20 protein-coding genes are annotated in these 23,625 nt (G+C 73.2%); 8 read left to right on the plus strand and 12 right to left on the minus strand.

What is annotated here, in order from left to right:
• Positions 1-311 precede the first annotated feature (311 nt).
• Together AC4IJH_RS05585 and AC4IJH_RS05590 are read right to left on the minus strand one after the other, a co-directional pair.
• Positions 312-1,535, minus strand: coding sequence for an MFS transporter (locus AC4IJH_RS05585; protein ID WP_490850387.1), 1,224 nt, complete (start codon positions 1,533-1,535; stop codon positions 312-314).
• 126 nt (positions 1,536-1,661) lie between these two features.
• Positions 1,662-2,150: an RrF2 family transcriptional regulator gene (locus tag AC4IJH_RS05590; protein WP_490850388.1), complete on the minus strand. Its 489-nt coding sequence runs from the start codon at positions 2,148-2,150 to the stop codon at positions 1,662-1,664.
• A gap of 163 nt (positions 2,151-2,313) precedes the next feature.
• Between AC4IJH_RS05590 and ftsY the strand changes: the two genes are divergently transcribed.
• Complete coding sequence (gene ftsY, locus AC4IJH_RS05595; protein WP_490850389.1) at positions 2,314-3,549, plus strand: signal recognition particle-docking protein FtsY; 1,236 nt, start codon at positions 2,314-2,316, stop codon at positions 3,547-3,549.
• Between the two features lie 113 nt (positions 3,550-3,662).
• Here the strand turns inward: ftsY and AC4IJH_RS05600 are convergent, their stop codons facing one another.
• Positions 3,663-4,364 carry a bifunctional DNA primase/polymerase gene (locus AC4IJH_RS05600; RefSeq protein ID WP_490850390.1) on the minus strand — a complete coding sequence of 234 codons (702 nt, stop codon included), beginning with the start codon at positions 4,362-4,364 and terminating at the stop codon, positions 3,663-3,665.
• Between the two features lie 459 nt (positions 4,365-4,823).
• On the opposite strand from AC4IJH_RS05600, the gene nsdA reads away from it, so the two are divergent.
• The 5 genes from nsdA (at position 4,824) to ffh (ending at position 12,469) form a co-directional block, all read left to right on the plus strand.
• Positions 4,824-6,299 carry a transcriptional repressor NsdA gene (gene nsdA, locus AC4IJH_RS05605; protein WP_490850391.1) on the plus strand — a complete coding sequence of 492 codons (1,476 nt, stop codon included), beginning with the start codon at positions 4,824-4,826 and terminating at the stop codon, positions 6,297-6,299.
• Positions 6,300-6,596: 297 nt separating this feature from the next.
• Entirely contained in the window at positions 6,597-7,973 is a 1,377-nt protein-coding gene (locus tag AC4IJH_RS05610) for an ammonium transporter (RefSeq protein WP_490850392.1), read from the plus strand.
• On the plus strand, positions 7,970-8,308 hold the full coding sequence (locus tag AC4IJH_RS05615) for a P-II family nitrogen regulator (protein ID WP_490850393.1): 339 nt from the start codon (positions 7,970-7,972) through the stop codon (positions 8,306-8,308). Before AC4IJH_RS05610 ends, AC4IJH_RS05615 begins: the two co-directional genes overlap by 4 nt.
• A gap of 46 nt (positions 8,309-8,354) precedes the next feature.
• The gene (locus tag AC4IJH_RS05620; protein WP_490850394.1) at positions 8,355-10,799 is read left to right on the plus strand and encodes a [protein-PII] uridylyltransferase; all 2,445 of its coding nucleotides are present in this window, start codon (positions 8,355-8,357) and stop codon (positions 10,797-10,799) included.
• Between the two features lie 116 nt (positions 10,800-10,915).
• A complete protein-coding gene (gene ffh / locus AC4IJH_RS05625) occupies positions 10,916-12,469 on the plus strand; it encodes a signal recognition particle protein (protein WP_490850395.1) in 1,554 nt (517 codons plus the stop codon).
• Positions 12,470-12,647: 178 nt separating this feature from the next.
• On the opposite strand, the gene AC4IJH_RS05630 is transcribed toward ffh, so the two are convergent.
• From AC4IJH_RS05630 to AC4IJH_RS05670, 9 genes are all read right to left on the minus strand, one after another.
• A complete protein-coding gene (locus tag AC4IJH_RS05630; RefSeq protein WP_490850396.1) occupies positions 12,648-13,181 on the minus strand; it encodes a hypothetical protein in 534 nt (177 codons plus the stop codon).
• Between the two features lie 146 nt (positions 13,182-13,327).
• Complete coding sequence (locus tag AC4IJH_RS05635) at positions 13,328-14,479, minus strand: alanine racemase (protein ID WP_490850397.1); 1,152 nt, start codon at positions 14,477-14,479, stop codon at positions 13,328-13,330.
• Between the two features lie 2 nt (positions 14,480-14,481).
• Entirely contained in the window at positions 14,482-15,795 is a 1,314-nt protein-coding gene (locus AC4IJH_RS05640) for an aminotransferase class V-fold PLP-dependent enzyme (RefSeq protein ID WP_490850398.1), read from the minus strand.
• A complete protein-coding gene (locus AC4IJH_RS05645; RefSeq protein ID WP_490850399.1) occupies positions 15,776-16,735 on the minus strand; it encodes a phosphotriesterase family protein in 960 nt (319 codons plus the stop codon). The genes AC4IJH_RS05640 and AC4IJH_RS05645 overlap by 20 nt, the downstream gene beginning before the upstream one ends.
• Before the next feature lie 6 nt (positions 16,736-16,741).
• Positions 16,742-18,130 (minus strand): YhfT family protein, encoded by a 1,389-nt coding sequence (locus AC4IJH_RS05650; RefSeq protein ID WP_490850400.1) that lies wholly within the window; start codon positions 18,128-18,130, stop codon positions 16,742-16,744.
• Positions 18,131-18,134: 4 nt separating this feature from the next.
• A complete protein-coding gene (locus AC4IJH_RS05655) occupies positions 18,135-18,491 on the minus strand; it encodes a DUF2620 family protein (protein WP_490850401.1) in 357 nt (118 codons plus the stop codon).
• A complete protein-coding gene (locus AC4IJH_RS05660; protein WP_490850402.1) occupies positions 18,488-18,895 on the minus strand; it encodes a transcriptional antiterminator in 408 nt (135 codons plus the stop codon). Before AC4IJH_RS05660 ends, AC4IJH_RS05655 begins: the two co-directional genes overlap by 4 nt.
• Before the next feature lie 130 nt (positions 18,896-19,025).
• Positions 19,026-20,015 (minus strand): GntR family transcriptional regulator YhfZ, encoded by a 990-nt coding sequence (gene yhfZ / locus AC4IJH_RS05665; protein ID WP_490850403.1) that lies wholly within the window; start codon positions 20,013-20,015, stop codon positions 19,026-19,028.
• Between the two features lie 138 nt (positions 20,016-20,153).
• Positions 20,154-21,026 (minus strand): class I SAM-dependent methyltransferase, encoded by an 873-nt coding sequence (locus AC4IJH_RS05670; protein WP_490850404.1) that lies wholly within the window; start codon positions 21,024-21,026, stop codon positions 20,154-20,156.
• A gap of 221 nt (positions 21,027-21,247) precedes the next feature.
• Here AC4IJH_RS05670 and proS point away from each other — a divergent pair, with 221 nt between their 5' ends.
• Positions 21,248-22,660: a proline--tRNA ligase gene (proS, locus tag AC4IJH_RS05675; RefSeq protein WP_490850405.1), complete on the plus strand. Its 1,413-nt coding sequence runs from the start codon at positions 21,248-21,250 to the stop codon at positions 22,658-22,660.
• A gap of 253 nt (positions 22,661-22,913) precedes the next feature.
• The gene (locus AC4IJH_RS05680; RefSeq protein WP_490850406.1) at positions 22,914-23,504 is read left to right on the plus strand and encodes a hypothetical protein; all 591 of its coding nucleotides are present in this window, start codon (positions 22,914-22,916) and stop codon (positions 23,502-23,504) included.
• Positions 23,505-23,625: the final 121 nt, after the last annotated feature.

The raw sequence follows: 23,625 nt of genomic DNA on the forward strand, positions 1-23,625 counted from the left end.
ATCGCACCGCCGGGAATACCGAAGACCACCTCCGCCCCGACCTCCTCCAACGAACGAATAAGCGACTGCGCACCCGTCATGGTGATTTCTTGGGAGTGCGGGGAGAGTTTTTGCTGATGCATGGGTTTGCCTTTTCTCGTTCGGTCGGTGAGGTCTTTTGCTGAGCGGGAAAACCGACCCCCGGGTCGGGGCCGGTTTTCCCGCTGTGCGGGCCGCGGAGGGGTGTCGCCGCGGGCCTCGCCGCCGTGCCGAGCGGTGTTTCAGCGGGCGGATCTCCGGCGGATGCCGGGAATTGGGGCGGGTTTCGGCCGCTATTTGCGCCGGGCGCCGGCCCGCCGGGTCACCAGGAGGAACAGCAGGGCGACCACGGCGATGGCGGTGCCCAGGAAGTACGTCGTGTCCACGCCCGACGGGAGCGTGATGCCGCCGAGGACGGTGCCGAGCCCGATGCCCAGGTAGATGGCGGAGGAGTTCAGCGACACCACCAGGGGAGCCTCCTGCGGCGCCGCGGCGATCAGCCGGTGCTGCTGCGGCGGCGTCTGGCACCAGCTGCCCGCACCCCAGCCGATCGCCAGGACGCCGACGAGCACCGCGAGGGACATGTGGGCGTTGGCCACCCAGCCCAGCAGGCCGAGCGAGGCCGCCATGACGATGTAGCCGATGGTCAGCACCCGCACCGAGCCCCAGCGGTCGGTCGCCCAGCCGGCCAGGAAGTTGCCGATGACCGCGCCCAGCCCGTACAGGAAGAGCATGAGCACGGAGCCGGACTCGGAGATGCCCACGGCCTCCAGGGCCGGGACGCTGTAGGCGTAGACGGTGTAGCTGGCGCCCATGCCGAGCACGGTCAGCGGCAGGACGCTGAGCACGGCGGGGCGGCGCAGCACGGCGAGGCGGGTGCGCAGCGCGACCCGGGGGTTGCCGGGCAGCTTCGGCATGATCAGTGCCACGCCGACGGCGATCACCAGGCACAGCAGGGCGACCAGGCCCAGGGCGTAGCGCCAGCCCAGGTAGTTGCTGGCGACGTTGCCGAGCGGGACGCCGAGCGCGGTGGCGATGGTGAGCCCGCCGATGACCACGGCGAGCGCTTTGGCGCGCTGGGCGGGTTTGACCAGCGCGGCGCTGACCGCGCCGGCGTTGGGGGTGAAGGCGGCGGCGCCGGCCGCGGCGATGACGCGGGTGATGATCAGGATGGCGAAGTTCGGCGCGAGGGCGGAGCCCAGGTTGGCCAGGCCCAGCACGATCAGCGCGATCACCAGCAGCATCCGGCGGGGCAGGCGCGCGGTGAGGGTGGCCAGGATCGGCGAGAGCACGGCGTAGGCCGCGGCGAAGACCGTGACCGACTGGCCCGCGGTGGCGGCGGAGACGTGCAGGGACTCGGCCATGGAGGGGAGGAATCCCGCGACGACGAAGGCGTCCGTACCCACGGCGAAGGTGCCCAGGGCCAGTACGAGCGTCGAGGCGAGACCGCGCGCGGGCTGCTCGGCCGGTTTGGTGGCCGGTGCCGACCTGTCGACTGAAATCGAGATATTTGACATCCAGGTTCTCCTCGGACTTCGGCGCTGGTACGGAGAAAGCGTTCGGTCAGCCCGGTGCGACGGCCGGCGGGTCGGGTGGACCGGCCGCCCGGGCGGGCGGGTCGTCGTACGGCGGGTGGGGCCGGGTCAGACGACCTTTGAAGCCAGGCGTGCGAAGAAGCGGCGGGTGCGCTCCACGGTGGCGACAGGGGTGGTGGCCATGACGTCGGCCAGGGTCTGTGCGGCGAGCTGGCGCCGCCAGGCCAGCTCGGCCTTGCGCATCGCGCCGGCGATGCCGCAGGGCTGGTGGAACTCGGCCGCCACCCCCTCCTCGCCCGCGCCGCGCCTGCGTATCTCGGTGCAGGCGAAGGCGTTGCCGGGGCCCTCGATCGCGACCATGACGTCCATGAACGTGATCTTCTCGGGCGGCCGGGCCAGCCGGAATCCGCCGCGGGCGCCGGGTGTCGAGGTCAGGATGCCGCCCCGGGTCAGCGCCTGCAGGTGCTTGTTCAAGTACGTCTGCGAGACGTCGAAGCACGCGGCCAGTCTGGCGGTCGGCACCGGTTCCTCGTTGCCGAGCCATGCCAGCACCAGACAGCAGTGCAAGCCCGTCTCAACCCCTGCGGCCATTCGCATAATCTAGATAGTACACATCCAGGTTAGGGGCGGCCCGATCTGCCGCCGGATATGTCAAGTCGCCGGGCGGCGGCTCCCCTTGGGAAGGGGGGCGCCGCCCGCACGCCACGGTTCGGCGGTGCCCACCCCGCACGGCGGGCGCGTGACCGATACTGGTCGGGTTATGGACATCGTCATCCTTGCTGTAGTCATCGCTGTGGTCGCGCTCGGCGCGATCAGCGGGCTCGTCGTCAGCAGCCGCAAGAAGAAGCAGCTGCCGCCGGCCCCGCCGACCACCCCGTCTGTCACCGCGCCCCCCGCCGAACCACAGGTCGGCGAGGACGCCGAGACTCCCCGCGACGAACCCCGTCGCACCATCGAAGAGGTGGACCTCCCCGCCGCCGAGGCCCCGGTGGCCGAGGCCCCCGTCGCGGAGCCGGAGGCGCCCGCCGCCCCGGCCGAGCCCGAGATCGAGGTCCCGGAGCCGACCGCAGGACGGCTCGTACGGCTCCGCGCCCGCCTCTCCCGCTCCCAGAACTCGCTCGGCAAGGGCCTGCTGACCCTGCTGTCCCGCGAGCACCTGGACGAGGACACCTGGGAGGAGATCGAGGACACCCTGCTGACCGCCGACGTCGGCGTGGCCCCGACCCAGGAGCTGGTCGAGCGGCTGCGCGAGCGCGTGAAGGTGCTCGGCACCCGTACCCCCGACGAGCTGCGCGCCCTGCTGCGCGAGGAGCTGCTGCGGGTCATCGGCACGGACATGGACCGCGAGGTCAAGACCGAGAACGCCATCGGCAAGGACGGCCAGGAGATCCCGGGCGTCGTCATGGTCGTCGGCGTCAACGGCACCGGCAAGACCACCACCACCGGCAAGCTGGCCCGCGTCCTGGTCGCCGACGGCAAGTCCGTCGTGCTGGGCGCGGCGGACACCTTCCGTGCCGCCGCCGCCGACCAGCTGCAGACCTGGGGCGAGCGGGTCGGTGCCCGTACCGTCCGCGGCCCCGAGGGCGGCGACCCGGCCTCCATCGCGTTCGACGCGGTGAAGGAAGGTATCGCCGAGTCCGCCGATGTCGTCCTGATCGACACCGCGGGCCGGCTGCACACCAAGGCCGGTCTGATGGACGAGCTGGGCAAGGTCAAGCGGGTCGTGGAGAAGCACGGCCCGGTCGGCGAGGTGCTGCTGGTCCTGGACTCCACCACAGGCCAGAACGGCCTGGTCCAGGCGCGGGTCTTCGCCGAGGTCGTGGACATCACCGGTGTCGTCCTGACCAAGCTGGACGGTACGGCCAAGGGCGGCATCATCGTCGCCGTCCAGCGCGAGCTGGGCGTACCGGTCAAGCTGGTCGGCCTGGGCGAGGGCGCGGACGACCTCGCGCCGTTCGAGCCGGAGGCGTTCGTCGACGCGCTGATCGGCGACTAGCCCGCCGAGTCACCGGCCCCCGCCGGGGGAGCCCGCCCGTGCCCCGCCGCATCCACTGCGGCGGGGCACTGTGCGTCCGGCGCCCCGTTGTCCGGGCCGGGGCGCCGGGGCGGTCAGAGGGGGAAGGCCTGCGGGGCCGGGGGGAGTGCGCCGCCGGCCGCGCGGTGGCAGACGTAGGCGAGGGTGCCCAGCAGGAGGCGGGCCTGGGGCGGGCAGCAGGCCGACTCCAGGGCCGGCGGGCGCAGCCAGCGCATCGGGCCCAGGCCGCCGAAGTCGCAGGGCGGCGCGGTGATGTGGTCGCCGGGCCCCAGCGGGCGCAGGTCGAGGTCGGCGTCGTCCCAGCCCATGCGGTAGAGCAGGTCGGGGAGGTCGGCGGCGGCGCCGGGGGCGACGAAGAACTGCGCGCGGCCCGTCGGGGTGGCCGCCACCGGGCCCAGCGGCAGACCCATCCGCTCCAGCCGGATCAGTGCGAAGCGCCCGGCCGGCTCCGGGACCTCCAGGACGTCGAAGGACCGGCCCACGGGGAGCAGCACGGCCGCGCCCGGGGTCTGCGCCCACGCGGCGGTGGTCTCCTCGAGGGTGGCGCCGGCGGGTACCACCGGCGCGAAGCCCAGCGGGTGTGCGCCGGGCGCGGGGCAGTCGGCCGCCCCGCAGGAGCAGTCCGTACGGCCGCCGATGCGCAGTGCGCGGGCGCCGGGGACGACGTCCCAGCCCCACAGTCCGGTGTATTCCGCGGCGGTCGTGCCCTCCGCGGAACGGGAGCGGCGCCGGGAGCCGGACCGCATGTCCCGGATGCCGCCGATCGTGAAGCCCATGCCCCCTCCAACGGGATGTGGATGCCGGTGGTTACGAGTCGGAACGCTGCCGTCACGCTCCGTCGGCCGGCGGTGCTCTCGGTGGTGCGGCGTAGCGCGCCGGGTGGTGCGGTGCGGCGTATGCGCCCACGCGCGCTTCGCTCCGCCCAACGCTTCTCGACCTGTGTCAAGTCAATCGCGAGGAGTGGCAGAGGAGTTCATTCGAAGGGGTGGCGAATGGTGGCGTTTCCTGGATCGCCCTCGCCGGAGGCGTGATCGTAGGATTACTTTCGGTGCACGGACCCCGTAGAGGCAGTACTCACACGGGTATGCCGGAGGCATGGCACCGACCGCGCCCGGTCGGTTTCGGTTGGCCGGTTTACGTGATCGGGTAGATGCTCCTGCGGACAGGTGACCTCAACACGCGGCATCCTGTTGTTGGTTCAGGAGCACAGCGGAAATCGGAATGGGGGCGTTCCAGTGGGCGGCAACGGCAGCACCGGCGTTGACAAACGCCCCAACGAGCAGTTGGGATCATGGTTCGTACGCAGCGGCTGGTCCAAGGGCGAGCTGGCGCGGCAAGTGAACCGGCGGGCCCGCCAGATGGGCGCGCACCACATCAGCACCGACACCTCGCGGGTCCGCCGCTGGCTGGACGGCGAGCAGCCGCGCGAGCCCATCCCGCGGATCCTGTCCGAGCTGTTCTCCGAGCGCTTCGGATGCGTGGTCGGCATCGAGGACCTCGGACTGCGGCCGGCCCACCAGTCACCGTCCGTCTCGGGTGTCGACCTGCCCTGGGCCGGACCCCAAACGGTCTCCCTCATCAGCGAGTTCTCGCGCAGCGACCTGATGCTGGCCCGGCGCGGCTTCCTGGGCACCTCGCTCGCGCTGGCCGCGGGCCCCGCCCTCATCGAGCCCATGCAGCGCTGGCTGGTGCCGGTTCCCGTGGGCCAGGGCGGCGAGATGCAGCCCGTGGCGGCCGACCGCACCCGGCGCGGCACCCGGCTGTCCAAGCCGGAGCTGGACCTCCTGGAGTCCACGACCATGATGTTCCGGCAGTGGGACGCCCAGTGCGGCGGCGGACTGCGCCGCAAGGCGGTGGTCGGCCAACTGCACGAGGTCACCGACCTGCTCCAGGAGCCGCACCCCGAAGAGGTCTCCCGGCGGCTGTTCAAGGTCGCCGCCGAACTCGCCGAGCTCGCGGGCTGGATGAGCTACGACGTCGGCCTCCAGCCCACCGCCCAGAAGTACTTCGTCCTCGCGCTGCACGCCGCCAAGGAGGCCGGCGACCGTCCGCTGGGCTCCTACGTCCTGTCCAGCATGAGCCGCCAGATGATCCACCTGGGCCGCCCCGACGACGCCCTGGAACTCATCCACCTCGCCCAGTACGGCAGCCGCGAAACGGCCACCCCCCGCACCCAGTCGATGCTGTATGCGATGGAGGCGCGGGCGTACGCGAGCATGGGCCAGCCCAGCAAGGTCAAACGGGCGGTGAGGATGGCCGAGGACACCTTCGCCGACGTGCTGCCCGGCGAGGGCGACCCGGACTGGATCCGCTTCTTCTCCGAGGCGGAGCTGAACGCGGAGAACGCCCATTCCTACCGCGATCTCGCCTACGTGGCCGGGCGCAGCCCGACGTACGCCTCGCTGGCCAACCCCGTCATGGAGCGCGCCGTCGAGCTCTTCGGCAAGGACGAGGAGCACCAGCGTTCCTACGCCCTCAACCTCATCGGCATGGCCACCGTCCACCTCCTGCAGAACGAGCCCGAGCAGAGCGCGGCGGTCGCGCGCCTGGCGCTCCCCCTGGCCAAGAAGGTCCGCTCCGAGCGGGTGAACACCCGGCTGCGCAAGACCGTCGACACCGCGGCACGCGACTACGCCACCGTCGCCGAAGTGGTCCAGCTCAGCGACGAACTCGCCGAGCACCTGCCGGAATCCGCCGCGGAGGCCGTCTGAGACGGCGCCCGTTGACTCCGGCCGCGGCCTCCACCCCGTACAGCCCGACTCGGCTCCCCCACGCCAGGTCATACGGGTGGTCGTCGCGGTCGGGCTTGCGGTGTGCGCGGGACGATAACGGGCCGGGGAGCGCTCCGTAGCGCAGTTCATGTCCGCGTAACACGGCAGGCGGGTTCGTCACTGGGGTGAAACACCTACGGGCGCTGGGCGAAACGGCGCTGCGACAAGGTCTTGGCGAAAGTCGGCCCTTCACAGCACCACGCCCGCACGGGCCGCATCGACGACGAGGAGACGCCGATGCCCCCAGGCATCCTGACGCTCGCGGCGGAAAAGGCGGAGCTCAGCCCGGCCAACACCGGGTTCATGCTGCTCGCCTCCGCACTGGTGATGATCATGACGCCCGGCCTGGCCTTCTTCTACGGAGGCATGGTCCGGGTCAAGAGCGTGCTCAACATGCTGATGATGAGCTTCATCAGTCTGGGCATCGTCACCCTCCTGTGGGTCCTGTACGGATTCGGGCTCGCCTTCGGCGACGACAGCGGCGGCGTCATCGGCTGGAGCGGTGACTTCGCGGGCCTGAGCGGCATCGGGCTGACCGAGCTGTGGGGCACCAGCACCGTGCCGGTCTACGTCTTCGCCGTCTTCCAGCTGATGTTCGCGATCATCACACCCGCGCTGATCAGCGGTGCGCTCGCGGACCGCGTGAAGTTCACCGCCTGGGCGCTGTTCATCGCGCTGTGGGCCACCGTGGTCTACTTCCCCGTCGCCCACTGGGTCTGGGCCGAGGGCGGCTGGCTCTTCGACCTGGGCGTCATCGACTTCGCCGGCGGCACCGCCGTCCACATCAACGCCGGCGCCGCGGCGCTCGGCGTGATCCTCGTCGTCGGAAAGCGCATCGGCTTCAAGAAGGACCCCATGCGGCCGCACAGCCTGCCGCTGGTGATGCTGGGCGCGGCCCTGCTGTGGTTCGGCTGGTTCGGCTTCAACGCCGGTTCCTGGCTGGGCAACGACGACGGGGTGGGCGCGGTCGCCTTCGTCAACACCCAGGTGGCCACCGCCGCCGCGATGCTGGGCTGGCTCGCGTACGAGAAGCTGCGGCACGGCTCGTTCACCACCCTGGGCGCGGCCTCCGGCGCGGTGGCCGGACTGGTCGCCATCACCCCGGCGTGCGGCGCGGTCAGCCCGCTGGGCGCGATCGCCGTCGGCGTCATCGCGGGCGTGCTGTGCGCCATGGCCGTCGGCCTGAAGTACCGCTTCGGCTACGACGACTCCCTCGACGTCATCGGCGTCCACCTCGTCGGCGGTATCGCCGGATCGCTGCTGGTCGGCCTGTTCGCCACCGGCGGCGTGCAGAGCGAGGCCAAGGGGCTGCTGTACGGCGGCGGCTTCGAGCAGCTGGGCAAGCAGGCCGTCGGCGTGGTGTGCGTCCTGCTGTACTCCCTCGTCGTCTCCTACCTCCTTGCCAAGGCCATCGACTCGGTGATGGGCTTCCGGGTCGGCGAGGACGAAGAGGTCTCCGGCATCGACCAGGCCGCGCACGCCGAGACGGCGTACGACTTCAGCGGCGTGGGCAGCGCGGGCGCCCGTACGACCCCGCCCGCCACCCCCGTACGCGCCGAGCCCGGCACCAGCGCCGCCGCACCGGCGGCCCCCGCGAAGAAGGTTGAGGCATGAAGCTCATCACGGCAGTCATCAAGCCGCACCGGCTCGACGAGGTGAAGGAGGCACTGCGCGACTTCGGCGTCCAGGGCCTGACCGTCACCGAGGCCAGCGGATACGGGCGCCAGCGCGGCCACACCGAGGTCTACCGGGGCGCGGAGTACACCGTCGACCTGGTGCCCAAGGTCCGCATCGAGGTCCTGGTGGACGACGCGGAGGCCGAACGCCTGGTGGAGGTCGTGGTCAAGGCGGCCCGCACCGGCAAGATCGGCGACGGCAAGGTGTGGAGCGTGACGGTGGACGAGGCGGTACGGGTGCGGACGGGAGAGCGGGGCCCCGACGCGCTGTGACGCCGCGGAGCGCCCGGCGGGCCGAGACGACCGAGGAGCAGCTGACGTGACGCAGACGGTGCGGGACGAGGGCGAGGCCGCGAGCGAGGGCGGATACGCCGCCGCGCGGGTGCGGCTGCTGCAGGGGGACGGGCCGGCCGGGCCGCCACGGCGCGCGGCGCTGGCACGGCTGACCGACGAGTGGCTGGCCGCACTGCTGGGGCAGGCGGCCGCTGCCACCGGAGTGCGGGGGGCCGCGCTGGTGGCCGTCGGCGGCTACGGGCGCGGCGAGCTGTCCCCACGCAGCGACCTGGACCTGCTCCTGCTGCACGACGGCCGGGCCGCCCCGGCCGCCGTCGCGGCCCTCGCCGACCGCCTGTGGTACCCCGTGTGGGACCTCGGCGTGGCCCTGGACCACTCCGTACGCACCCCCGCCGAGGCCCGCAAGGCCGCCCGCGCGGACCTCAAGGTCCACCTGGGCCTGCTGGACGCCCGCCACCTGGCGGGCGACGAAGGGCTCACCGCCGCGCTGCGCACCACCGCCTTCACCGACTGGCGCGAACAGGCCCCCAAGCGCCTGCCCGAACTCCACGAGATGTGCCTCGAACGCGCCGAAAAACAGGGCGAGTTGCGCCATCTGCTGGAGCCGGACCTCAAGGAGGCGCGCGGCGGCCTGCGGGACGCCGCCGCCCTGCGCGCCATCGCCGCGTCCTGGCTCGCCGACGCCCCCCGCGAGGGCCTGGCCGGGGCCCGCTCCCACCTGCTGGACGTACGCGATGTGCTGCACCTGCTCACCGGCCGCGCCTCGGACCGCCTCTCCCTGCAGGAACAGGACCAAGTGGCCGACACCCTGGGCCTGTTGGACGCCGACGCGCTGCTGCGCCAGGTGTACGAGTCGGCGCGCACCATCTCCTACGCCGCCGATGTGACCTGGCGCGAGGTCGGCCGGGTGCTGCGCGCGCGGTCGGTACGGCCCGTCCTGCGCGGACTGCTGGGCGGGCGCGGCGCGGCCCGCGGCGAGCGCTCACCGCTGGCCGAGGGCGTCGTCGAGCACGACGGCGAGGTGGTGCTGGCGCGCACCGCACGCCCCGAGCGCGACCCCGTACTGCCGCTGCGGGCCGCCGCTGCCGCCGCCCAGGCCGCACTGCCGCTGTCCACCCACGCCGTGCGGCGGCTGGCCGCCACCGCGCCCGCGCTGCCCCTCCCCTGGCCGCCCGAGGCCCGCGAAGAGCTGATCACGCTGCTGGGCGCGGGCGCGCACACCGTCCCCGTCTGGGAGGCGCTGGAGGCCGAGGGGCTGATCGCGCGGCTGCTGCCCGACTGGGAGCGGGTCAGCTGCCGCCCGCAGCGCAACCCCGTGCACCTCTACACCGTCGACCGCCACCTGGTGGAGTGCGCGGTGCGCGCGGCCGCCCTGACCCGCCGGGTGCACCGCCCCGACCTGCTGCTCGTCGCCGCGCTGCTGCACGACATCGGCAAGGGGTGGCCCGGCGACCACTCGGTGACGGGCGAGACCATCGCCCGCGACGCGGCCGCCCGGCTGGGCTTCGAGGCCGCCGACGTGGACGTGATCGGCCGCCTCGTACGCCACCACCTCCTGCTTGTCGAGACGGCCACCCGGCGCGACCTGGACGACCCGGCGACCATCGCCACGGTGGCCGGGGCGGTCGGCTGCGCCGGGACGCTGGAGCTGCTGCACGCGCTCACCGAGGCCGACGCGCGGGCCACCGGGCCCGCCGCCTGGAGCACCTGGCGCGGCGCGCTGGTGGCCGACCTGGTCCAGCGGGTCGCGTACCGGCTGGCGGGCGAGCCGGAGAGCGCGTCCGGCGCCGGGTGGGAGCCGTCGGCAGAACAGGAACGGCTGGCGGTGGAGGCCTGCCGTACCGGCGGGCCCGTACTGGCCCTGCACGCGCAGGCCGAGCCGCGGACCGCGCAGGACGATCCGCAGCCGGTCGGCGTCGAGCTGCTGATCGCCGTCCCCGACCAGCCCGGTGTGCTGCCCGCGGCGGCCGGGGTGCTGGCCCTGCACCGCCTCACCGTGCGCGCCGCCGACCTGCGGGCGCTGGACCCGATCGGGCAGGGCACGGTGCTGCTGCTGACCTGGCGGGTGGCGGCCGAGTTCGGTTCGCTGCCGCAGGCGGTGCGGCTGCGCGAGGACCTGGTGCGGGCCCTGGACGGCTCGCTGGACATCCCCGCCCGCCTCGCCGAGCGCGAACGCGCCTACGCCCGGCGCTCCCGCGGCGCCCTCGCCCCGCCGCCCCGGGTCACCCTGGCGCCCGGCGGCTCCAAGGTGGCCACCGTCATCGAGGTACGCGCCCAGGACGCGCAGGGGCTGCTGCACCGCATCGGGCGGGCGCTGGAGGAGGCGGGCGTACGGGTACGCAGCGCACACATCAGCACCCTCGGGGCCAATGCGGTGGATGCGTTCTATGTGACCGATGCGCGGGGTGAGCCGCTGTCGCAGGAAGCGGCGCGTGAGGTGGCTGCGGTGGTCGAGAGGGGCCTGCGGTGAGCGGGCGCGGCCTGTTCACGAAGGGGTTCGGTCACGCGATTCCCGCGGACTTTCCCCGTGCGGATACCCTGGGGACTCGTATCTGACCGCCCCTGACACGAGGATTCGCGACCGCCGTGTTCGACACACTTTCCGACCGCCTCGCAGCGACGTTCAAGAACCTCCGGGGCAAGGGCCGCCTTTCCGAGGCGGACATCGACGCCACGGCGCGCGAGATCCGTATCGCCCTGCTGGAGGCCGACGTCGCGCTGCCCGTCGTACGGGCCTTCATCAAGCAGGTCAAGGAGCGCGCTCTTGGCTCCGAGGTCTCCCAGGCGCTGAACCCCGCCCAGCAGGTCATCAAGATCGTCAACGAGGAGCTCGTCGGCATCCTCGGCGGCGAGACCCGCCGGCTGCGCTTTGCCAAGACCCCGCCGACGGTCATCATGCTCGCCGGTCTGCAGGGTGCCGGTAAGACCACCCTGGCCGGAAAGCTCGGCCGCTGGCTCAAGGGGCAGGGCCACGCCCCGCTGCTGGTGGCCTGTGACCTCCAGCGCCCCAACGCCGTCAACCAGCTGAGCGTGGTCGCCGAGCGCGCGGGAGTGGCGATCTACGCCCCCGAGCCGGGCAACGGCGTCGGCGACCCGGTCAAGGTCGCCAAGGACTCCGTCGAGTTCGCGCGCTCCAAGCAGCACGATGTCGTCATCGTCGACACCGCGGGCCGCCTGGGCATCGACCAGGAGCTGATGCAGCAGGCCGCGGACATCCGCGACGCGGTCAGCCCCGACGAGGTCCTCTTCGTCGTCGACGCGATGATCGGCCAGGACGCGGTCAACACCGCCGAGGCCTTCCGCGACGGCGTCGGCTTCGACGGCGTGGTCCTGTCCAAGCTGGACGGCGACGCCCGCGGTGGTGCCGCGCTCTCCATCGCGCACGTCACCGGCAAGCAGATCATGTTCGCCTCCAACGGCGAGAAGCTGGACGACTTCGACGCGTTCCACCCGGACCGCATGGCGTCCCGCATCCTGGGCATGGGCGACATGCTCAGCCTGATCGAGAAGGCCGAGCAGACCTTCAGCCAGGCCGAGGCCGAGAAGATGGCGGCCAAGCTGGCGAAGGGCCCCAAGGAATTCACGCTCGATGACTTCCTGGCACAGATGGAGCAGGTCCGCAAGATGGGCTCCATCTCCAAGCTGCTGGGCATGCTGCCGGGCATGGGCCAGATGAAGGACCAGATCAACAACCTGGACGAGCGGGACGTGGACCGCACCGCCGCGATCATCAAGTCGATGACGCCGGGCGAGCGCCAGGACCCCACCATCATCAACGGCTCGCGCCGGGCCCGTATCGCCCGTGGTTCCGGTGTCGAGGTCAGCGCGGTCAAGAACCTCGTCGAGCGGTTCTTCGACGCCCGCAAGATGATGTCGAAGATGGCCCAGGGCGGCGGCATGCCGGGGATGCCCGGGATGCCGGGCATGCCGGGCATGGGCGGCGGAAAGAAGAAGAAGCAGCAGCCCAAGAAGGTCAAGGGCAAGCAGCGCAGCGGCAACCCCATGAAGCGCAAGGCCGAGGAGGAGGCCGCGGCGGCCCGCCGTGAGCAGGCCCAGACCGGCGGCGCGTTCGGCCTCCCGGCAGGCCAGGACGCCAAGGACTTCGAACTCCCCGACGAGTTCAAGAAGTTCATGGGCTGAGCGCCCCGCGCGCATCCCCGGCACGGCCGAGCGAGCCCCCGTCCCGAATCCCGGGCGGGGGCTCGCCGCCGTCACGGAGCCCGCAGCGCTCCACTGGAAGCGGTCACGAGGCCGCAGGCCGGTGAGGGGCGGTCGCACAGCTCCCCGGGGGAAGGGCGCCGGACGTCGGCAAGGCCGCCTAGCGGGCGTCCCGCACCCCGGCGGCCCGCTGCCCCAGGAACCGCTCGACCGTCTCGCGGTGCCTGCGCTGCCTGCGCCGCGTCACCAGCGGCGCCAGCACGGCCCCCGCCGCCAGGAGCACGGCCGCGCACAGCGCAGCGGCCGTCGCCGCGGACGAGACGTCGGCCAGCCGCCAGCCCAGCGCCGCCAGTGCGGCCGCCGCCAGGGCGCACACGAGCACCAGGGGTACGGGAGAGGAGTGCGCGGCCTCCGCGATACGCCGCTGCGCCGAGGCGACCTCCCAGGGAAGCGGCGGATACTGCCAGCCGCCGTCCGCGGTCGGCTCCAGCCGCAGCCCTTCGTGCAGCGAGTCGTCCCGCGCGAACACCATCCGGTACGTGCCCCGGCCGACGCTCTCGGCCTCGCGCAGCGCATAGCCGAACTGATAGCCGATCAAGGTCGCCCGGTCGGCCTGGCACCCGTCGGAGCGGCTGAGGACCAGCTCGGCCCGGCCGCGCCCGTCGAAGTGCGCCGCTATCTCACCGTCCCGCACCGCTGACCACTCTCCTTCCCCGTGGCCGCAAATCTACCGGCGGGACACCACGCCGGGCCGCCGCCGGTGCCCCGCCTGCGCGAATGTGTCCAAAGGGTTGTCCCGGAAGGGCAGACCCGGGGCCGGCGGGGGCATCGCGGCCCCGCTCACAGTGCCCGACCCCGTGCGTCGTACAGCCCGGACAGACACGGGGCGCCCGTGGAGAGGCCGGTGACCACGGCGACGTTGCTGCGGGTGACGAAGATCTGGGTGCGAAAGGCGAGGACGACGGTGTCGCCGGGGCGGGCGTCGCCGGGGGACAGGAGGCGGTAGTAGTCGATGTTCGCGGCGGGGGCGGCGGCGACGGACAGGCGGGCGCCGGTGCGCGGGACGAGGGCGGAGACGATGGCCGCGCGGGGGTAGAAGCCGCCGCCGTGCACGGCCGGGCGGCCGTCGGCGAGGGTGTGGGCGACCTCGGTGACGTAGACGTAGGCGGGGCGTTCGGGCTGATGGGGGTCGGCGGCGTGCAGCGGGGTGGTGCCGGTGAGGGCATGGCCCGGCTCTCCGTGGGTGGCGCCCAGGCGGTGCAGCAGGGGGAGGGTGGCGGCGCAGGTGACACCGGGGGCGCTGAGAAGGGGCGAGGGGATTCCGCGCCCGATGAGCAACCGGCGGGCCGCGCGGGCCAGTTGAAAGGTCTCGGTGGGGCCGGGGCGGCCGGTGGCGGGGTCGCACGCGAGGCACGGGAAGGCGGTGACGCCCGCGAGAGCGATGCCGGGGAGGCGTTCGGCGGCCGCGGCGAAGGCGTCCAGAGCGGCGAGGGGCACACCGCCCTCCTGGCCCGGGTGGACGTCGCCCGGCGCGCCTTCGATGCGTACGAGCACGTCCTGTACGCGGCCGAGCCGGGCGGCCGCCTGCGCTACGGCACGGGCGTTGGCCAGGTCGTAGACGGTGACCGCCCGCGGGCGCCAGGACAGCATCCGGGGCAGCTCCCGCACCGGGATCTGCACCAGGTGGCCCAGGTTCCCCGGCCGCGCGCCCGCCGCGTACAGCGCACGGGCCTCGGGCGAATCGATCGCCGCGAAGCGCGGGATGTGCCGCGTGATGGCCCGGATCAGCTCCGGGTTGCGGCCGAGCTGCTTGACCACGAACCACAGGCCCAGGCCCAGGCGGCCGGCCGCGCGCGCCAGCAGCGCCGCATTGGCCGCGACCGCGTCGGCGTCCATGACGTAGGTGTCCGGCGGCACGGCGCCCTCGTGGTGCAAGGCGGCCGCGCAGTCGGCCAGTTGGGGATTGCGGGCGAGCACGGTGTCCAGGAACACGCTCAGTCCCCAAGATCGCCCGGAGGGGGAGCGGGTACCTCGCGCACGGCCCGCAGGAAGGGCGGGTCGTGGTCGGCGTACGGCCGCTGCCCGCCGCACGGCAGCAGCCCGTCGCGGCCGTCCCGCAGCTCGCGCAGGTCGTGCAGCGCCCGCCGCAGGATGTCCAGCACGAGATTGGCGCCGGCCCGCATGGGGTTGATCCGTACCGTCCAGTCGGCGAGCTGCGGGGCGTCCTCCAGGCAGGAGGCGGACATCCGGTAGAAGAGCGGGGCGATCTCGTAACGGGAGTTGGCGCCGACGGGATAGGGGGCGGCGCCGTGCCGCGCGGCGGCGGCCGGCAGCGCGCGGGCGACCGGCCGGTCCAGCCTCAGCAGCAGACACCGGTCCTGGAGGTTGGCGATGCGCACCTCGGCCACCCCGGGCACCTCGCCCGCCGTCAGCCGCTCGGCGATCTCGGTGCCCACCCGCGACTGCACCGACCACATCACCGGCACATGGGTCAGCGCGCGCAGCGCGTCCAGCGCCTGGTGACCCTGGACCTGGCCGCCGCCGGAGTAGTTGTCGGCGCGCACCCGCTCCACCAGGTCGGCGGCGCCCGCGACGACCCCCACGCCCTCCGGGCCGTGCAGCTTGAACAGCGAGAAGCAGGAGGCGTCGGCGCCCAGCTCCACCCCGCAGGAGGGCACCCTCAGCACCGCGTAGTTGTCGTCCACCACGGTCCGCACCCCCGCCGCCCGGCAGGCCGCCAGCACCTCGCCCACGTCGTAGGAGTCCGCCAGCCGCTGCCGGCTGTGCTGGACATAGGCCCACCCGAAACGCCCGCCGGCCAGCGTACGGGCCAGCTCCGCACGGTCGTTGAAGTCCGCGGTGACCACCTTGACGCCCAGGGTCCGCAGGGTGACCGCGGTGGTGCGGTACGCGGGAGCGCGGTGCACCAGCAGCGGATCGCCCACCGTCAGTACGGCGCCGAGCGCGGCCCGGATCGCACCGGTGCCCGCGCCCTGCACCAGCGCCGCGTCCTCGGCCCCGAAGAAGTCCGCGAGCACCGCCTCGGCGCGCGCGGTGGTCCGCGGCCGCCCCAGGCCCGGCACCACGCCGCTGTCCGCGGCGAAGAGCTGGTGCCCCTCGAAGTGCCGGGCGGTGCACTCCAGCAGCCGGAACTGCTTGCGTACGGCCTCCTCCAGCGGCACGGTCGGCAGCGGGTGGGTACGCGGCAGCCGCACCCGAGCCCCGCCCGCTTCTCCTGTCGCGCTCTCCTCGATTTCCCCTTCCACCTCGTCCACCCCGCCCGCCCCGTCATCGGTGCTGTGTGCCATCCCCGTACTCCTCACTGTCCGCGCCGGTCAGAAAACGCACTGGATTGCGGCGCGTCAACAGGTCGATCAGGCCGTCGTCCGCGCCCGCCGCCCGCAGGCGGGGCAGGAAGGCGCGGAAGAGGTGTCCGTAGCCGCCCCCGCCCTCGGCGCGCAGATAGCCGTGGCGCGAGATGTCGCAGCTGAGCAGGGCCCGCTCGGCGTACCCGGCCTCCAGCAGCGCCAGCAGCAGCCGCAGCCGGTCCGCGTCGCCGGCGTAGCGCTCCTTGCCGATCGTGTCGAAGGCGACGTACGCCCCCGAGGCCGCCAACTCCCGGTGTACGTACGGGTCGTCGAGCAGGTCCTGATGGCCGATGCACACCCGGTGCGCGGGCAGCCCGGCGGCGGTGACCAGCTCCAGCTGGGCCGGGCCGCCCCGCCCCAGCTGGGCGTGGGTGGCCAGGGACAGCCCGGTGGCGCGCGCGGCGCGGGCGGCGGCGCGCAGCGCGCGGGCCTCGGGGGCGCTGGGGCGCTCGCCGTGGCTGCCGACCTCGCCGATCAGGCCGGGGCGCACCCGGGTGCCGTCCGCCGCACCGGCGATCTCGCCGAGCAGGGCCTCGGTCAGCCGCTCCTCGCTCGCCGCGGCCAGAGCGGCCGGGTGGAAGTCCTCGTAGTACCAGCCGGTGGACACGACCACCGCGACGCCGGACGCCCGCGCGAGACGGGAGGCCGCCAGCGGGTCGCGCCCCATGCCGCGACAGGTCTGGTCGACCAGCAGCGAAAGGCCGAACTCCGCGCGTAGAGCGGACAGTTCAGCGGCGACGGCAGCCTCGTGCGCGGGGCCCAGGACGGCCTCGCGGTCGGTGTCCCGGCGCAGGTCCAGGGCCAGGTGCTCATGGGGCAGCACCGGGCCCCGTACGGCGTGCGCGGGCAGTGGCCCGGCGGTGGTGTGAACGACGGGCACGTCGGCTCAGCCCGCCTTGACGGGGGTGAACAGGCCGAGCCAGTACAGGAGGTTCAGGGCGACACCGCCGACGATCACCGCGGCCGGCGCCGCCGCCATCCGCACCACGATGCGCCCCATCGCCTCGTTGAGCAGGTACAGCCCGCCCACCAGGAGGATGCCCAGCCCGCCGCCCATGGCCTCGGCCGCCATCAGCGACCCGAAGAGGATGGCCAGCTGGAGGGTGTCGCCGATCGCGCCGCGCAGGTGCTCGGAGCAGTCGCGTACGGACGGCAGCCGGCCCAGCACCCGGCCGATCCACGACAGCGCCAGCACCTCGCAGGCGAAGACCAGCGCGCCGCACAGCAGCGCGAGCCAGGGGCTGGGCAGCAGATAGCCGAGGGGGAAGACCAGGGTGAAGCCGACGATGCCGTACGCGCCCGAGGCCAGCGCGGTGGTGGCGATCAGCGGGATGAAGCCCAGCGCCCGGTAGAGGTCCACCTGCGCGGCCTCGGCGTACTGCCCCTTGGCGATCAGGAAGCTGGTGGCCTCGCCGCCGCCGAAGGCGTGCGTCTGCGCCAGCAGGCACACCCCCGCGCCCAGCAGCATGAACAGCGGCAGATGGCGGCGCAGCCGGGCCGCGCTCGCGCCGAACAGCGAGGCGACCGGGTCCGGCGCCGCTGCGGCGCCCGCCGCATTTGGGGGAGGGGCCGCCTCGGCAGGCGCCGCCCGCCGCTCCCGTACGTCCTTGGCCACCGCGAAGCCGATGAGCAGCAGCACCCCCACCGCCATCGCCGGAGCACCCGCGAACACCTCGGGCCACAGCTTCATCGTCAGCACCACGAGCGCCACTTCCACCACGGCGGTCAGCGCACCGCGCGCCCTGCCGAACTGCCGGGTGACCGCCAGCACAGGGAACAGCGCGAACAGATACAGGATCGGCGTGGACATGCGCTGCATCGCCGTCAGGAAATCGACCGGCAGCTCGTGCGCCAGATCGTTGGCGCCGCTCAGCCCGAAGACCACCACCGCGCCCCAGGCCCCGCCCAGCAGCGGCGCCAGCCACTTCTTGGGGGCGAGCAGGCCCAGCACGTCCGTGGGCAGGAACAGCAGCCAGGGGTTGAGGACCCCGGAGGCCAGCGCCATCGGGGCGCCCAGCCCGAAGACGAACCCGGCGCTGAGCCCGAAGGACACCGCCGCCGGGGCGCCGCGGGTGCTGCGCCCCTGGACGAAGTCCAGCAGGAAGGGCCGTACGCCGTCGTTGAAGACGGCCAGCGCCAGATGCGCCAGGAGCGCGGTCAGCGCGCACAGGCCGATGACGGTCAGCTGCTGCGCGAGCGGGAGGTCGAGGCCCGCGCCCGCGGCGAGGTGGGGGAGCGGGGCCGTGGGGCCGGCGAGCAGGGCGGCGCCGGGCACCGGGTCAGCCGCGGGCCGCGATGGCGCGGGCGATACGGGCGGCCACCGGGTCGATCTGGTCGACGGCGAAGCCCAGCACCCGCTTGCCCTGCTCCAGAACGGAGTTGATCTCCTCCTCGGTGGGCACGGACCGCCCGAAGGTGTGGCAGGCGGGCTGCCCCATCAGGGCCACCAGGACACCGAGCGAGGCGCCGGCGCCGGTGTGGCAGGTGCCCAGGAAGTAGTCGGCCTGCCCGGCGCGCAGCATCCCCGCCGCGTCCATGTCGTTGCTGGGCCGTACCCTCACCCCGGCCAGCCCCAGCTCGCGCACGGCCCGTTCGACCTCGGCCCTGCCCACTCCGCCGGTGAGGATGGTGGTCATGGTGTGTCCTTTCCCCGCACGCCCCGACCGAGCGCGGCCGTGCCCAGTACCGCCAGGTGCATCGCCAGGAAGTTGATCTCGGATACGGGGAGCGGTGCGCCCAGCTCCTGTTCGGCGCGTACGGACACGGCGTGCGCGCGCACCAGGGCCCGGGGCTGCTCCGCCGCCTGGTCGGCCACAGTTTCCTCCGCGCCCGTCCCCGCGCCGGGGACCGCCGCGCCGTCCTGCACCCGGGTCAGCGCCATCAGCAGATGGCTGGTGAGCATGCCCGCGGTGGCGTCGGTGACGGTGTGGCCCTCCGCGGCCAGCGTGCGCAGCTCGTCGGCGACGAACTCGGCGACCGCGGGGGTGACCCGGCCGCTGTCGCGAAAGATCCGGATGCGCTGGGCGAGCTGGGACTCCATGGGCTTCCTTTCCCGGGACCCCGCGGGGCGACAGTAACCAGGATTCTGGATTCTGGCCCCGGCCGGAAGCCCTGTACGGCACTTCTCTCGTGGCGCGCGTGTCCCTGGCGCGGGGCCGGTCCACGCGGCCTCAGTACGAGGGAACCCGTTCCCCGCGCAGCACTTGGGCCTGCAGCGCCGTGACGGAGGCGAGGTCCAGCGCGCCGAACACCGCGGCCAGCGCCCTGCTCCCGAAGGCGCCGGGGCTCCCCGGGCCGCCCGGCCCCTCGGCCTCCCCCGCGCGTCCCACGAGCGCGGCGCTGGAGTTGCGCAGCGACAGTTGCCGGGTGACCGCGTCGCCCAGCGGCAGCACCTCCACCACGCCGCCGAGCCGCCCCTGCACCTCGTCCAGGTTCCACACCGTGGCATCCGCCCGTCCGCTGCGGAACAGCTCACGCAGCCGCAGGTACGAGCCGTGGACCCACTCCACGTCCGCGCGGCCCGCGAACACCCGCTCGGCCAGGGCGCGTTGGTCCTGCGAGGAGCGGTCGACGGCGACCCGCAGACCGGGGGAGGCCAGCGGGATTCCGCGGCGCAGCAGCAGCCCGTGCCCGCCGACGTAGGTGGCCGGGCCCAGGTCGGCCAGGAGCTGAAGGCGCTGCCCGGCCATCAGCCGGTCCGCGGCGAAGCGGGAGAGCACGACCAGGTCGGCCCGGCCCTCCAGCAGAGCGGCGACCCGGGCGGCGGACCCGCGCAGGAAGGTGATCGCGAAGGGGGCCCCGGCCTCCTCGAAGGCGGCCCGCAGCCCCGTGGCCAGGCCCTCGTAACGGCGGGAGTGGGGCAGCGGCATCGCGGCCCGCAGCGTGCCGAACCCGGACAGCCGCCACAGCAGGCCCCGGTCGGTCCGCAGGAGGAAGGTGCCCAGATGGCCGCGGGCCACGGTCTGGATCGCGCCCGACTCCTCCAGCAGGCGCAGCGCCGCCTGCACGGTGCCGTTGCCGACGCCCAGGCGCTCGGCGAAGTCCCGCACCCGGGGCAGCCGTCCGGCACCCTCACCGGCGCTCCGGCCGATCATCAGGACGGCGAGCTCCCTGGCCGCCAGGCCGTTACGCGTCAGGAACCGCTCGTCGAAGCCGTTCACGCGGCTGACAGTAAACAGAATCCTGGATACTCACAACCGCCGCCAACTCGCCGACCGGGCGGGGACGTTCACCACGGCGCACGTGCGCGCACCGCGCCTCGCGTATGCGCACCACGGCTCACGTACGCGCATCGCGACTCACGTACGCGCGATCAGATACCGGAAGACATTCGCCATCCAGACCGTGCCGTCCGGCCGCTGATGGGGGTGCAGCGCCTCGCACAGCTCCTTGTCCACCTGCGCCGGGTCGGCGACCTGAAGCGCGTCGTCGAACAGCCCCGTGGACAGCAGCCCGCGCACCGCGCTCGGCAGGTCGGCGTACCCGAACGGGCAGGCCACCCGGCCCGAGCCGTCCGGCCGCAGCCCCACCCGCTCCGCCAGCTCCTCCAGGTCGTCCCGGCCACTGGGCCGCCAGCCGCCCGCCGTACGCAAGGGATCGGCCAGCCTCTGCGCCACCCGCAGCACACCGGCCGAGGCGCACCGCTCCACCGGCCCCCACCCGCCCAGCACCACCGCGCTGCCGCGCTCGGCCAGGCCCGCCGCCGCCGTCAAGGCGGCCGTCAGCCCCTCGATACTGCTGACACAGCCCACCGGGTGAAAGGCCGTCACCACAGTGAAGGGCCCGCCCTCCGGACCGGCCACCCGCTCCGGCCCGCCGCAGGACAGCCGCGCGGGCGCGGCCCGGCCGCCGCTCCCGCCGGGCCCTTCGGGCACCAGCCGCCGCCGCGCCAGGTCCAGCCGCGCCGGATCCGCGTCCACGCCGCACACCTGCGCGCCGCGCGCCGCGGCGATCAGCAGCGCGAGCCCGGAACCACAGCCCAGCCCGAGCATGCGCGTGCCGGGGCCCACGTCCAGGCGGTCGTACACGGCCTCGTACAGCGGCACCAGCATCCGTTCCTGGATCTCCGCCCAGTCACGGGCGCGCGCACCGGGATCCATCGGTGCCGCAAGGACACGGGAGCCGGGAGAGCCGGAGTGGTGGAGGTGCTGCCGTACGAGCGTGGGTGTCATCGAAAGCGCCCCAATCCGCCGAGATCCCTTGGGTGTCCAGTGGTCGATCGCCCCCGTGTCCCGCCCCGTGTATGTGCGTGTGCGCCCCCGCATTCCAGACAACTCCGCATCCGTCCCCGAGTCCAGGGGTTGCGCCGGGTTGTCTCCCGCGCGCCCCCGAATGCGCCGGGGCCGCCTCCCTGATTGCCGTTACCGCCGGGCGCCGCCGTACCATGCGCGCCATGGCAAAGACTCCCGTTCTCACCCCGCAGGCGGACGACTTCCCGCGCTGGTACCAGGACCTCGTCAGCAAGGCCGAGCTCGCCGACAACGGTCCGGTGCGCGGCACCATGGTCATCCGGCCGTACGGCTACGGGCTGTGGGAGCGGATGCAGCAGGAGATGGACGCGCGCATCAAGGAAGCGGGCGCGCAGAACGCCTACTTCCCGCTCTTCATCCCGCAGTCCTACCTCACCAAGGAGGCCGAGCACGTCGAGGGCTTCGCCCCCGAGTTGGCGGTGGTCACCCACGGCGGCGGCAAGGAGCTGGAGGAGCCGGTCGTCGTCCGCCCCACCTCCGAGACGATCATCAACGACTACTTCTCGAAGTGGGTGCAGAGCTACCGCGACCTGCCGCTGCTGATCAACCAGTGGGCCAACGTGGTCCGTTGGGAGATGCGCCCCAGGGTCTTCCTGCGCACCGCCGAGTTCCTCTGGCAGGAGGGCCACACCGCCCACGCCGGTTACGAGGACGCCCGCGACTACGCCGCGCGCATCCACCGCGACGTCTACGCCGACTTCATGGTCAACGTGCTCGGCATCGACGTCGTGCTCGGTCGCAAGACCGCCAAGGAGCGCTTCGCGGGCGCCATCAACACCCTCACGCTCGAAGCGATGATGCGCGACGGCAAGGCCCTCCAGATGGGTACGAGCCACGAACTGGGCACCAACTTCGCCAAGGCCTTCAACACCTCCTACCTCTCCAAGGAGGGGCAGCAGGAACTGGTCTGGCAGACCTCCTGGGGCGTCTCCACCCGCATGGTCGGCGGCCTGATCATGTCCCACGGCGACGACAACGGCCTGCGCGTCCCGCCGCGCCTGGCGCACATCCAGGTGGTCGTCATGGCCATCAAGGGCGACGAGGCGGTCGCCAAGGTCCGCGAGATCGGCGACGTACTGCGCCGGGCGGGCCTGCGCGTCCACGTGGACGACCGCACCGACACCCCCTTCGGGCGCCGCGCGGTGGACTGGGAGCTCAAGGGCGTCCCCGTCCGCATCGAGATCGGCCCGCGCGACCTGGAGCAGGACTCCGCGATGCTGGCCCGCCGCATCCCCGGCGGCAAGGAGCCGGTACGCCTGGCGGACCTGGAGGCGCTGCTGCCCAAGATCCTGGAGGAGGACCAGGCGCTGCTGCTGCGCCAGTCCCGCGAGCGCCGCGAGTCGCGCACCTCGGACGTACGCACCGTCCAGGAGGCCGCCGAGGCCGCGGCCGCCGGCGGCTGGGCCCGCATCCCGTGGGACGTACTGGGCGAAGAGGGCGAGGCCGCGCTCGCCGAGCAGTCCGTGACCGTACGGTGCCTGGTCGCCGAGGACGGGTCGGTGCCGGCCGACGGCGATACCCCCGGTAACATCGCCGTCGTCGCGCGTTCCTACTGAGCGCCACACTGCTGCACGTGCTCAACTGCCGCCCCGGCGCACGGACTTGGTCCACGCGCCGGGGCGCATGCCCGGCGGCGGTACCGTGTAGACGCGCGGGTACGCCCCGGCTTGGCCCGCACTGCGTGCCTTCTCCGCAGTTCAGCGCACCCGCCCTCCTCGGAACGCATGACCAGAAACTGACTGGTACGTGCAAATTATTTGGGATGCCCCGGAATCGGAACACTGGGCGGTCCCGGCTCGTTGTCACGACGTGAGCACGACACCGCCTGTTCTCGCCGCCGAGCTGGCGCTCGCCTGGGCCGACATTCAACGGCACCACCCCGAGCTGCCGGACCTGGCCGCGCCCGAGTCCCTGATCGGAGAGTCCTCGTCCGCCTGCGGATCAGAGCTCTCCTTCGAACGGCTGCTGCATGAGGCAGTCCACGGCATCGCCGCCGCCCGCGGCGTCCGAGACACCTCGCGCGCCGGCCGCTACCACAACCGCCGATTCCTGGCGATCGCCGAGGAGCTGGGCCTGGACCACGCCGAGGAGCCGCATCCGAGCAGCGGCTTCTCCCTGGTCACGCTCAACCCCGAGGCCAGGAGGCGCTACCGCCCCACCATCGAGCGACTGCAAAGAGCCCTCAAGGCGCACAGCGCAGCCACCGCCGCCGACACCGCCCGCAGCTTCCGCGGCCCCGCGGCCCGGCACGGCTCCTCCGGCGGCGGCGTACGGGTCAAGGCGGTGTGTGACTGCGGGCGCAACGTCCGCGTCGTGCCCTCCGTGCTGGCCCAGGCGCCTATCGTCTGCGGCGGCTGCGGCAAGCCCTTCCGTATCCCCGAGGTGGCCGCGGTCGGCTGACCTGGCGTGGTGTGGCACAATGGCTAGCTGTACTCGACAGCCGACCGGGACCCCTCTCTCCTCCGGCTGACGCGTCCATCGGGCACCCGAGTACCGCAACCCCACGTGGCATCTCGTTGTG

The organism is Streptomyces sp. UF-297 (assembly GCF_058245575.1).

Bases quoted from the DNA above. Each gene is read 5' to 3' on its own strand.
- AC4IJH_RS05585 (WP_490850387.1), bottom strand. From the start codon at position 1,535: ATGTCAAATATCTCGATTTCAGTCGACAGGTCGGCACCGGCCACCAAA.
- AC4IJH_RS05590 (WP_490850388.1), bottom strand. From the start codon at position 2,150: ATGCGAATGGCCGCAGGGGTTGAGACGGGCTTGCACTGCTGTCTGGTG.
- ftsY (WP_490850389.1), top strand. From the start codon at position 2,314: ATGGACATCGTCATCCTTGCTGTAGTCATCGCTGTGGTCGCGCTCGGC.
- AC4IJH_RS05600 (WP_490850390.1), bottom strand. From the start codon at position 4,364: ATGGGCTTCACGATCGGCGGCATCCGGGACATGCGGTCCGGCTCCCGG.
- AC4IJH_RS05610 (WP_490850392.1), top strand. From the start codon at position 6,597: ATGCCCCCAGGCATCCTGACGCTCGCGGCGGAAAAGGCGGAGCTCAGC.
- AC4IJH_RS05615 (WP_490850393.1), top strand. From the start codon at position 7,970: ATGAAGCTCATCACGGCAGTCATCAAGCCGCACCGGCTCGACGAGGTG.
- AC4IJH_RS05640 (WP_490850398.1), bottom strand. From the start codon at position 15,795: ATGGCACACAGCACCGATGACGGGGCGGGCGGGGTGGACGAGGTGGAA.
- AC4IJH_RS05655 (WP_490850401.1), bottom strand. From the start codon at position 18,491: ATGACCACCATCCTCACCGGCGGAGTGGGCAGGGCCGAGGTCGAACGG.
- AC4IJH_RS05660 (WP_490850402.1), bottom strand. From the start codon at position 18,895: ATGGAGTCCCAGCTCGCCCAGCGCATCCGGATCTTTCGCGACAGCGGC.
- AC4IJH_RS05670 (WP_490850404.1), bottom strand. From the start codon at position 21,026: ATGACACCCACGCTCGTACGGCAGCACCTCCACCACTCCGGCTCTCCC.
- proS (WP_490850405.1), top strand. From the start codon at position 21,248: ATGGCAAAGACTCCCGTTCTCACCCCGCAGGCGGACGACTTCCCGCGC.